This window comes from Herminiimonas sp. Marseille-P9896 (assembly GCF_903993245.1).
Taxonomy (GTDB): Bacteria; Pseudomonadota; Gammaproteobacteria; order Burkholderiales; family Burkholderiaceae_D; genus Oxalicibacterium; species Oxalicibacterium contaminans.
Genome location: NZ_CAJEVT010000003.1, coordinates 929,158 through 938,926 on the forward strand (window position 1 = coordinate 929,158; position 9,769 = coordinate 938,926).

A 9,769-nucleotide genomic window follows, 5' to 3' on the forward strand; every position below is an offset into this window, starting at 1 on the left:
GATGATTGCACTCTGCTGTTTTCCTGGTTCATGGGCTAGCGCAGGGATTTCCAATGGATGATTTATCGAGCGCATCAATTGTGGAAAATATTCAGGTCGCTATCGTGCATTTGTTTGAACGCCTGGGCGCTGGCTTGCCATTGTTATTGGCAGCCATCGCCGTGCTTGTTGCTTTTGGGATAGTGGCGGTAGTCGTGCGTCGGGTAGCGCGATACGGTTCCAGGTTCATCAAGAATCCGATGAAGGCCAGCCTGATCCGTTTGGTCTCTTACTACACAGTCTGGTTAATCGGCATCTTTGTCGCGCTGGATGTGATGGGTGTTGACGCCCGTTCCCTGGTGACAGGTTTGGGGCTGGGCGGTGTAGCCCTGGGCTTTGCACTAAAGGATGTGTTGTCCAATCTGGTGAGTGGTTTATTCATACTCATCGCCCAGACTTTCGAAATTGGCGATCAGATTGTGGTCGGCGAAACGGAAGGCACAGTGGAGCGCATACAAATACGCGCGACGCACATCCGCACCTATGACGGGCGACTGGTACTGGTTCCCAATGGTGAAGTCTTTATGTCACGGGTGACGAATAACACTGCATCTGATTTACGTCGCACATCGGTGTTTGTCTATCTGGAGTACAACCAGGACGTCGAACTTGCCATGTCCGTTATCTTGAAAACGGTGCTGGATGTGCCCGGCGTGGCCAAGAATCCTGCTGCTTCGATCAGGCTGCGGGATCTGACTACCGAGCATTTTTATATAGAAACCAGATTCTGGACAGACTCCAGGAGAACCAGGCTGCGATTAGTCGCTTCCGACGTTAGGGTCGCCATCATCAATGCGCTGGAAGGTGCTGGCATAGCGTTGCCGAATCCAAATCAACTTGATGTATCAATGCAAAAGTCATCCGATCAAGTCGCCGAGTAAGGGCTACTGTCATGTCATGGGGTAATCTAATGAAACCTGCCTGGGATCATGTTGCAAAAACTGCGCTAGGAGGCCTGGCCGCAGCCTTGTTGCTTGGTGGATGCGCCGGTCTGGGACCGACCAGTGTGCAACGTGATCGGGTGGAATATATTTCGACCATCGCGGATTCCTGGAAGGAACAGACGCTGCTTAATATGGTGCGCTTACGCTATTCCGATGCCCCGGTGTTTTTGGATGTGTCATCCCTGATCAGCTCTTATTCGATGGAGTCGCAGGCGAGTGCGGCATTCGGCATCTTCCCGCATACCTCCGGGGATAATATGGCGCTAGGCGCAATGGGGAAGTATACCGATCGCCCCACGATTACGTATTCTCCGGTCACCGGCGATAAGTTCGCCAAGAATCTGCTGCAGCCTATTCAACCAGTTGCTGTCTTTGCCCTGATCCAGGCCGGTTACCCGGCTGAGATCGTCATGAAACTGACGGTGCGTGCGATTAATGGCGTCTATAACCAATCCTCCACCAACGCCCGTGCACGTAATGCAGATCCGGCTTTTTTCCCTTTGATTGCAGCCATGCAAAGGATACAAAGATCGGAAGCAATGGGAATGCGGGTGGAAAAGCGCGGGCCGGAAGAGGCGGCTATCGTCTTCTTTCGTCAGGAAGTAGGCCCCGAGTTATTGAAGGATATCGAGTTCGTTGCAAAGACCTTGAATCTGGAGCTGAAAAAGAAGGGCGAGATTATCCTGACCTTTGGCGCACATCAGACACGGTCGTCTGAAATCGCTTTGCTTACGCGTTCCATGCTTGAAATTATGATTGAGGCGGGGGCTGGTATCCGTGTGCCGGAACAGCACCTGGCGGAAGGAAGGGCGGCGCGTCTGTCGACGCTGGCGGCCGGTTCCGAGCCGCCGTTCTTAACCATTTATGCAGGGGCAGAGCGGCCGACGCAGGCATACTCCACAGTGAAGTATCGCGATACCTGGTATTGGATAGATGACAGGGATCTCAGTAGCAAATCCAAGTTTTCATTTTTCCTGTTGTTCTTTTCCCTCGCGGAGACCGGCACACCGCCTTTGGCGCCTGTGATTACCGTGCCGGCCAATTGAGGATGGCGTGCTGAGGTGCAGCAGTGCTATAGGAGAGCCATTAAAAGTTTGCCGAGCGTGCTGCGGAGTGGCCATTGGGTTGCGACGACCAGCAGCATTGGTATCGCTGTTGGTACGACCACCATTAATAGCGTGACTTTGTTGATGACAACCGGGCGCATCGCACTCGCTGCCTGGTACAAGGTTTGAATATCTGCCGAAGGGCCGAGTTCAGGTGCATCAAGTATCGGCGCGTCTTCTATTTCTTTCCCTTGTATCCAGCGTTCATGCACCAGGCGTCCATGTCCTGCCAGCAAGGCGCCATATTCACGCGCCGCACGCTTCTTGGTTTTCGCCAGCAAAGGGGAGAACGATAGCAAGGGCATCAGTATCAGGAACGCCAAAATAGCTACCAGCATGCCCATCTGGATATAGAGGGAAGGAACGGGCAGACCGTGGTAGATCACGTTATGCGCCCAGGATGAAGCGATGACAGCAGACACGGCAAATGCCATCGGGCTGAAGATGATGGGTATGCGTTGAATGAAACCCAGGCCACCCACGCCGTCAGGATGGGCAGGCACCAGATTCAAGGGCAGCATAGCGATACGAAAGAGGACGATGCTGGTCAGAATCAGGCGCCATATCCAGGCTAACAATAAGACATTGAAAATGGGGCGTATCACCAGCAGAAACCACCAAGTTCCGAAGCCATATCCGTTCACCTCCAAACCGGCCCACGATACCTCTTCCTTATTCGGAATGAGTGCGAACGATACGGTCCATGTAAGGATTAAGCCGGCGATCACTACCCAGGGGAAAATGCGATCCCGCAGGCGTATGCCATCGGCGATGATCGCGCGAAATGCAGGTTCCAGTTTTTCGTCGATGAGGCCCGTGCGCAAAAATTGTGCGAGACACACGGGAAGGATGGCTTGTGCACCGGCCTCGGCGATGATCAATAGGGGAATCGCGATCAGGCAGCGGACATGGATCCCGTAGTGTCCGGCGAGGGATTCGGGATCGTCGTCGGGCATCAGACGCCCCGTGAAGAAAGCCCAGATCACAAGCGGAACCCAGCAAAGCAAGCTATAGATAATTGCACGTCGTAGTATGCCATTGCCTTCTTCCGGGATTAAGCCGATAGCCCTTTGCAGCCGGAACAATGCGTCATTACGCACGATGGAAAATGATTCGGCCGGTGCATGCGGATTGATCATATAGACCCCATTTCTGAACGCAAAATTGTGGCACCTGCATGTCATGATTGCGGGAAGGGAGCCGCAACATACCCTGGATTCAGGACGACTAAAAACGCTTGCGGCGACGATATGACACAGCTTTTCAAGCAACGCTGTTACTGTCAATTGCCCTTTGGTGCATTGCAAGGACTCTGCATGCGATCAAGTTGAACTTTGGGGATTTGGTGCGGATTGGATTTGTCTGATGGCAGCTATCTGACTGCGGTGAAAAATGGCCCGTTGAATAACCGGGCCATTTTTTATGGCAGGTCGGTAATCAGTCCAGCGATCACCGAGATGTTGAACAGTGTAAGTTGGCTGCATACACATCTATACGTGATGATGAATATAGATAAAGAGTGTTGCCGACGATAAGGCTGCCAGTCTCCTACTCACTTCGGCCGGCAAGATTGTGTTCTCTACGTGGTCCATTCTCGATGCAAATCAACATCTATTGCACCATAAGGAGATGGCTATCGCACCAAAGTGCTATTCCCTCTTTCTTTTTCGCTTGTTAAGGTTGAAAACACTGCGGGAAATTTTCCTCGTGTAGTCGCATATTCAAGATACTCACTTTGTCGAAGGATACATATGTCTTCGCGTAACCTAGCCTCCGCGTGCACATTGGTGTTTTGCTGTGCACAGGCATCCATGGCAGCTGCAGAGGATTCTGCAGAACTGGCAAAGAAGCTCTCGAATCCTGTGGCTGCACTGATCAGCGTACCCTTGCAGTACAACTATGATCATCACTATGGACCTGACAAGAACGGGCATAAATCGTATTTGAATGTGCAACCCGTTGTCCCAATTTCCTTGAATGCGGACTGGAACGTGATTAGTCGCACCATCGTGCCTATTGCAAGCCAGAGCGGCGTCATTCCCGGCAGTAGTGAATCCGGTCTGGGTGATGTAACGCAAAGCCTGTTTTTCTCACCCAAGGCACCTACATCCAGCGGCATCATATGGGGCGTAGGTCCTGCGTTCTTATTGCCCACAGGTACCGATCCGAATTTAAGTGCGAGGAAATGGGGGGCGGGGCCAACCGGTGTCATCCTGAAGCAGGATGGGCCATGGACTTACGGCGCACTCGCAAGCCACATTTGGGGAGTCGGGGGCAGCAGTAGCAGACGGGACCTGAGTAATACATTCCTCCAGCCCTTTCTTTCGTACACAACAAAAGATGCATGGACCTACAGCCTGAATACCGAATCAACCTACGATTGGAAAGCCAAGGAATGGTCGCTTCCGATCAATTTTATGGTATCCAAACTCGTCAAGTTTGGTACGCAACCGGTCAGTCTTGGCGGTGGCGTGCGCTATTGGGCAGATAATCCGGATACAGGGGCGCACGATGTTGGTGTGCGTTTCGTCATGACCTTTCTGTTTCCTAAATAAGAAGAGTTTTATCTTTGATTGCCGGGCTGTGGAACGTGGATAGCTGGACGCGGCAACAGCAATGAAGACTGGCCGTTCGCGTGACGAACAGTCTCAGGGCTTGTTCGGATCCAGCACTTTTACCGTGCGCCAGCGGAAGTTGTCGTTATCCGCCGGAATCCACTGCAGGCACCAGGGATTGATGCATTCCTGCCCATCGGTTCCCGGTGCAACAGCCAGGAAACTTTCCTCGTCATAGTGCTGTACCTCGGACCGCTGCCAGGTCATGCAGAATTTACAGCGTATTTCGCCAAAGCCATTTTTCATCGCATGGCCCAACTATTACTTGTACGGACAGAACTGCCAGATATGAATGGTAAAAAGCCGGGATGTACACAAGTGTAATTTGCCTGGAAAGCAGGGGGCTTATTCATTCTTGATCAATTTTCATACAAAAACATGGTGATAAAACCTGCGCTAGAAGGATACTCTTCAAGCTAAGGAATCAATCGATTAAATGGAATTCTTTCAGCGCCGGCAGAAAATTCATATTCTCATGTTGCGCCCGAGTGAGTTTAATTAAAGCGAATCTCTGTAGAGGATTGAGCGTCAGCCACAGATCATCTTTTAAATGAATGTTTTTCTCTTGCGCCTTTTTTGAGATGGGGTCAGGAATGACGTCTTCCGATAACCAATATGGTGTGAGGTCTATCCCCATGTTGATTACAGCTTCATCCGTTTTCTTAATCTCGCTACTTAAGTAGGCGCGGTACTTATCTATATCCCCAGGCAGCTCGGTCGGCAACAACATCAAATTTTCACGTATGGAGCGATCGAGCTGATTCCAGGCTCTCAACGATAATTTCATACCGCATCGGTCCAGCTTGAAGCGAACGATCATCGGTATGCAGCAGAGCGTATCTATAAAATCCGACTCGAATTCAAACAACAAGTGCGCGACTGGTGAATTTTCCACGACCGCAGTACGGCTTTTTAAGGATTTTTTCATGGCTGATAACTGATGCTGCATCGAATATGTTTCCGTGAGGGAGTGCGTCTATCGTTAGGTGAAAAATGACATAACGACGAGCAAGAAAAAATCGCCACTGGGAAAATGGCATAACAAAAAATCAAGTTAAAGCGTTCGGTGATAAATGACATAACGACGAGCATAAACCATTTCGGACTGGCTTGGACATTTCAGGAGGTAATTTAGTACTTGGCCAGTTTCTGGAGGGCGTCCAGTTCTTTGACAGATGCAGCGTTCATGCGCTCTTCAAGGGCGATGTATCTAACCAGCAGGGCTTCGCCTAGCGGGGTCAAAGATGTGCCGCCGCCGCCTTTCCCGCCAGAAATCGTTGCCACTACAGGCTGTCCGAATCCCTGATTAAGCGAGTCGATCAATAGCCAGGCGCGTTTATACGGTATGCCCAAAGCCCTGCCTGCAGCGGAAATCGAGTGGGTTTCACGTATTTTTTGCAACAAATCGATCTTGCCCGGCCCTATGGATATTGCGTCCCCAATGGAGATGCGCGGACGCACGATGATCGCGGTTTTAGCTTTGGACATGTTATTGATGATGGGTAATCGGTATCTTGAGCCGTATTTTACGTTGGATACTTGAATGTAATAACGAAGTTCTTGAATCCGTATGTATTAGTTCGTCGATCATGATGGCGGATGGGGCGACCCAGGGCGCAATCAGACGGACAATCAACCTTATGACTGCTAGCCTGCGCTCGTAAGCGCTTCCCATTTTCAATGAAGTGCAAATACAATGAGCGCTCTGCGTATCTCACACTGAAAAATGCAATCCAGGCAAAAACAGGCCCACAAAGAAGCCATCACGGATGTATCCGGTGCCAAGCCCGGTCGTAAGCCGGGCAGTAAGCGCAGAGGAGAAGTGGCGATCATTCGCCCTGGTATTTTTATTGGCAACTCCATTTCCATCGGTCCTGGCAAGATTGAATTGCTCAGACAAATTGCTGAACTGAATTCGATATCCGCTGCTGCACGTGCGCTCGGCATGCAGTATAAAAATGCATGGCTGGTGATCGAGTCTCTGAACCAGGGCTTTGGCAAGCCGGTCGTCACGACTGTCAAAGGTGGCAAGGGTGGGGGTGGTGCGCAGTTGACCGAGTTGGGCAGCGACATCCTGGCGACGTATTCCTCATTGGAGCAGCGTATCAACACAGCCGCATCGATAGAACTGGCTCGCCTGGTGCAGCTGGCGTCGATGAAAGAAGTCGACAAGAGTTAATCTTCCTGATTGCACATCCAGTGCAGTTCGCGCCGCAAACCTTCTTTGCGTGCCCCCCATCGGACCTATCTTCACTCTGCCAGCTCACTTTTGGCAGGCATGCGGCATCGCCTGGCAACAACATTCACCATACGTTATTTTCATTTGGCTATTGCGCTGTCGATATGTCGTTATGTAACATATCGACTTTTTAGGGCAAATCCAATATGCAGCCACTTGGCTCCGATCCGATCAATGCAGCACAGTGGCGCGCGCTGGATGCGATAGGCAAGCGCTGGTCGCCGCCACATGAGGACGACTGGCTGCTAGCCATTGACGACACAGACAACCTGACTTCGCGTGGTACCGGATTTCTTGCGCGACAGCTGGCTCTGCGCATGGCAGAGGCTGGCATCGCCGAGGTAAAGGCCATCACGCGTCATCAGTTGCTGGTGGACCCGCGTATTCCTTATACCTCGCACAACAGCTCGGCTTGCCTGGTTTTGCCATCGATAGTCGATCGCCAGACGATCTTTGATTACACCTGTCGCTACCTGCCGGAAGAAAGTGCCGAAGGCTCGGATGCAGGAACCGTGCTGGTGCAACGCAAGGATTTGCCAGACGTCGTCCAGCAATTCGGACGTGCGGCCAAGGAACAGGTGTTGACGCAAGCTGACGCACGCAAGCTGATCGTCGGCCACAAGATAGACATGGCCGGACTGACCGGAACCCACGGTGGCGTAATCGGTGCGCTGGCGGCGGTCGGCCTGAATGCGAGTGGATGTGACGGGCGCTTCCTCTGGCTCAAGCAATTGCGTGGCATGTCCGCTGAATGCTGGAAGGCAGGTGCACTTGAACAGGCCACCGGTGTGACGATACAGAGCAAGCTGGGTGCTGAAGTAGTGATAAACGCAGAAGACAGTATTGAACTTGGTGAATGGCCGCGCGCGGTTTTTCTGCAGGGACAAGCAACTTTATTAGTGGAGAAGGTAGATGAAGGCGATTTCAACGGATGGCGCGCAGCTTCCAAAAACTACATCAAGCGTTTTTAGCTGGCCGGGTACCCGCGATCAGGCTGCTCAATATCCGCTCGCACTCGAGCTGATCCTGCTGCTGGGCGTGGGGGCGTTGGCAGCGGTGCTGCATCAGTCGTTCCGTATTCCACTGCGCATGCCTGGCTATCACGGCATGGAGTGGTTTGCGCTGTTGATACTGGCACGTTTGCTGTCCAATCGTGGGGCTGCTGGCATGGTCGTCGGCCTCGGCGCAGCAACCACCGCCTGCATTTATGCGGGCGGCATAGGACTGGATGGCAAGTCTGCGCAGATGCTGACTTACTTCTTGCAAGGCTGCATCGTCGATGCGCTGGTTTTTCGTCCGGGTGCGCGCATACGTTCAGTGCTGCCTTATTTCATCTGGTTGCCTGTGGTTGGCGCACTGACGCATATGATCGCGCCACTCACGCGTAATGTTTTCAGCAGCCTGAGCGCCGGAGCGATTGAATTTGGTTCACTCATCAACGGCATAGCCTATCCGCTCTCTACCCACGCGTTGTTTGGCGCTATAGGTGCCTTCCTCGGATTGCTGCTTTATCTTGGTAGCAGCCGTAAACGCCGTCACTAAACTGTTGTTCCTGTAGTTCCGGTACCAGCTCTTTTCAGGGCTGGTATTTGTTTATCGTTATATTCAAGCAGCTATAACTAGAAAGTCATTATGAAGAAACCCGCACGCCATTCCTTGCTGATAGCAGGGTTAGCCAGTTGCGCCCTCGGCACGCAGGCATTTGCCGATAATGAAGCCTATACACTGGGCCAGATCGAAGTTGCCGGCAGCCAGCAGGCTGACGTCGCTGAAAAATCCACTACCGTCTGGCGTATCAGTGCCGAGGATATCGAGCGTCGCGGTGCCCGTACGCTGGATGAAGCGCTGGCACAAATACCTGGCCTGAATATCCGCACCGGTGGTGAGGGTTCGCCACGTATCGATATGCGAGGACAACGTACACGTCAGATCAAATTGCTGGTAAATGGCATACCGGTCAACTCGAATGCTGACGGGCAGTTCAATCCGGCCTTGATACCCGTGACGCAAATCGATGAGATCGTGGTGCGCAGCGCGACTTCGTCGGTACTGTATGGCGAAGGCGGTACAGCTGGCATTATCAACGTCATCACGCGCCGCGGTAATGCAGACCATACGACAGCAAATGTCGATGCACGCTTTGGCACGAATGCGTCGCGCTCGGTCAGCGCCAGCATTGGTGGCCAGGCTGGTGCACTCGACTGGTTCATTTCTGCTGATCATCAGGAACATGGCGATACCCGTTTGTCGACTGACTATGTCGGCACTGCCGAACAGCCACGCGGCAAACGTCGCAACAGCGATCTGGATAGCACGACCATCACCGGTAACTTTGGTTATCAGGTCAATCGTGACCTGAAAATAGGTCTGGGCATCAATGCAGGCGAGGGTAGCCAGGGCAAACCACCAGGCATCTATCCAAGTACGGATGTCTTTGCGCAAGTACCGCGCTATGAACGCTACGACAATATTTCACAACTGTCAGCACAGCTTTCTGCAGATTGGGCCATTACTGATCGCACGCGTTTGCGTGGGTGGATCTATGCGAGCCAGTTGCGCCAGGACGAGCGTCGTTTCGATGGTTCGAACTATGCGCTGTTGCAAAGTAATCGTATCAATGGTGGCTTCGATAAAACATCGGATAGCCGCAGCCTCGGTTATCACCTGCAAGTCGAACATCTGGCAACCGATCGCCTGACGCTGAGTGCTGCCGTCGATACACGCCGCGACAGCTATGGCGAGAACGGTCGCATTCGTGACGTGGCCGCTGGAGGCGGCCACGTCACGAATGCGACCGTTCTCGCCATAGCTGTCGCGGCGTGTATC

The 9,769-nt window shown here is 52.5% G+C and carries 11 protein-coding genes; 7 read left to right on the forward strand and 4 right to left on the reverse strand.

The genetic code is table 11. The annotated features are described in order from the left end of the window. Positions 1-53: 53 nt before the first annotated feature. Together H7U06_RS14605 and H7U06_RS14610 are read left to right on the forward strand one after the other, a co-directional pair. Positions 54-920, forward strand: a complete 867-nt coding sequence (locus H7U06_RS14605; protein ID WP_175626818.1) for a mechanosensitive ion channel family protein — start codon at positions 54-56, stop codon at positions 918-920. A gap of 29 nt (positions 921-949) precedes the next feature. Further along, positions 950-2,029 carry a hypothetical protein gene (locus H7U06_RS14610; protein ID WP_175626819.1) on the forward strand — a complete coding sequence of 360 codons (1,080 nt, stop codon included), beginning with the start codon at positions 950-952 and terminating at the stop codon, positions 2,027-2,029. 26 nt (positions 2,030-2,055) lie between these two features. On the opposite strand, the gene H7U06_RS14615 is transcribed toward H7U06_RS14610, so the two are convergent. Continuing rightward, the gene (locus tag H7U06_RS14615) at positions 2,056-3,228 is read right to left on the reverse strand and encodes a hypothetical protein (protein WP_175626820.1); all 1,173 of its coding nucleotides are present in this window, start codon (positions 3,226-3,228) and stop codon (positions 2,056-2,058) included. Between the two features lie 672 nt (positions 3,229-3,900). On the opposite strand from H7U06_RS14615, the gene H7U06_RS14620 reads away from it, so the two are divergent. Then, positions 3,901-4,644, forward strand: a complete 744-nt coding sequence (locus H7U06_RS14620; protein ID WP_217703470.1) for a transporter — start codon at positions 3,901-3,903, stop codon at positions 4,642-4,644. Between the two features lie 93 nt (positions 4,645-4,737). Here H7U06_RS14620 and H7U06_RS14625 read toward each other — a convergent pair whose 3' ends face one another. The 3 genes from H7U06_RS14625 to H7U06_RS14635 all read right to left on the reverse strand — a co-directional run bounded on the left by H7U06_RS14625 (position 4,738) and on the right by H7U06_RS14635 (position 6,192). After that, the gene (locus tag H7U06_RS14625) at positions 4,738-4,950 is read right to left on the reverse strand and encodes a hypothetical protein (protein ID WP_175626822.1); all 213 of its coding nucleotides are present in this window, start codon (positions 4,948-4,950) and stop codon (positions 4,738-4,740) included. A 178-nt stretch (positions 4,951-5,128) separates the two neighbouring features. Continuing rightward, positions 5,129-5,632: a nitrate reductase associated protein gene (locus H7U06_RS14630; RefSeq protein WP_175626823.1), complete on the reverse strand. Its 504-nt coding sequence runs from the start codon at positions 5,630-5,632 to the stop codon at positions 5,129-5,131. A gap of 203 nt (positions 5,633-5,835) precedes the next feature. Further along, positions 5,836-6,192 carry a winged helix-turn-helix domain-containing protein gene (locus tag H7U06_RS14635; protein WP_175626824.1) on the reverse strand — a complete coding sequence of 119 codons (357 nt, stop codon included), beginning with the start codon at positions 6,190-6,192 and terminating at the stop codon, positions 5,836-5,838. A 238-nt stretch (positions 6,193-6,430) separates the two neighbouring features. Here H7U06_RS14635 and H7U06_RS14640 point away from each other — a divergent pair, with 238 nt between their 5' ends. From H7U06_RS14640 to H7U06_RS14655, 4 genes are all read left to right on the forward strand, one after another. After that, positions 6,431-6,883, forward strand: coding sequence for a winged helix-turn-helix domain-containing protein (locus H7U06_RS14640; RefSeq protein ID WP_175626825.1), 453 nt, complete (start codon positions 6,431-6,433; stop codon positions 6,881-6,883). A 206-nt stretch (positions 6,884-7,089) separates the two neighbouring features. Beyond that, the gene (locus H7U06_RS14645; protein WP_175626826.1) at positions 7,090-7,914 is read left to right on the forward strand and encodes a hypothetical protein; all 825 of its coding nucleotides are present in this window, start codon (positions 7,090-7,092) and stop codon (positions 7,912-7,914) included. Then, entirely contained in the window at positions 7,856-8,485 is a 630-nt protein-coding gene (locus tag H7U06_RS14650) for a hypothetical protein (protein ID WP_175626827.1), read from the forward strand. The genes H7U06_RS14645 and H7U06_RS14650 overlap by 59 nt, the downstream gene beginning before the upstream one ends. Positions 8,486-8,575: 90 nt before the next feature. Next, positions 8,576-9,769: TonB-dependent siderophore receptor (locus tag H7U06_RS14655; RefSeq protein ID WP_175626828.1), on the forward strand; the 1,194-nt coding region annotated here is incomplete at its 3' end.

Bases quoted from the DNA above. Each gene is read 5' to 3' on its own strand.
- H7U06_RS14605 (WP_175626818.1), top strand. From the start codon at position 54: ATGGATGATTTATCGAGCGCATCAATTGTGGAAAATATTCAGGTCGCT.
- H7U06_RS14610 (WP_175626819.1), top strand. From the start codon at position 950: ATGAAACCTGCCTGGGATCATGTTGCAAAAACTGCGCTAGGAGGCCTG.
- H7U06_RS14615 (WP_175626820.1), bottom strand. From the start codon at position 3,228: ATGATCAATCCGCATGCACCGGCCGAATCATTTTCCATCGTGCGTAAT.
- H7U06_RS14620 (WP_217703470.1), top strand. From the start codon at position 3,901: ATGGCAGCTGCAGAGGATTCTGCAGAACTGGCAAAGAAGCTCTCGAAT.
- H7U06_RS14625 (WP_175626822.1), bottom strand. From the start codon at position 4,950: ATGAAAAATGGCTTTGGCGAAATACGCTGTAAATTCTGCATGACCTGG.
- H7U06_RS14630 (WP_175626823.1), bottom strand. From the start codon at position 5,632: ATGAAAAAATCCTTAAAAAGCCGTACTGCGGTCGTGGAAAATTCACCA.
- H7U06_RS14635 (WP_175626824.1), bottom strand. From the start codon at position 6,192: ATGTCCAAAGCTAAAACCGCGATCATCGTGCGTCCGCGCATCTCCATT.
- H7U06_RS14640 (WP_175626825.1), top strand. From the start codon at position 6,431: ATGCAATCCAGGCAAAAACAGGCCCACAAAGAAGCCATCACGGATGTA.
- H7U06_RS14645 (WP_175626826.1), top strand. From the start codon at position 7,090: ATGCAGCCACTTGGCTCCGATCCGATCAATGCAGCACAGTGGCGCGCG.
- H7U06_RS14650 (WP_175626827.1), top strand. From the start codon at position 7,856: ATGAAGGCGATTTCAACGGATGGCGCGCAGCTTCCAAAAACTACATCA.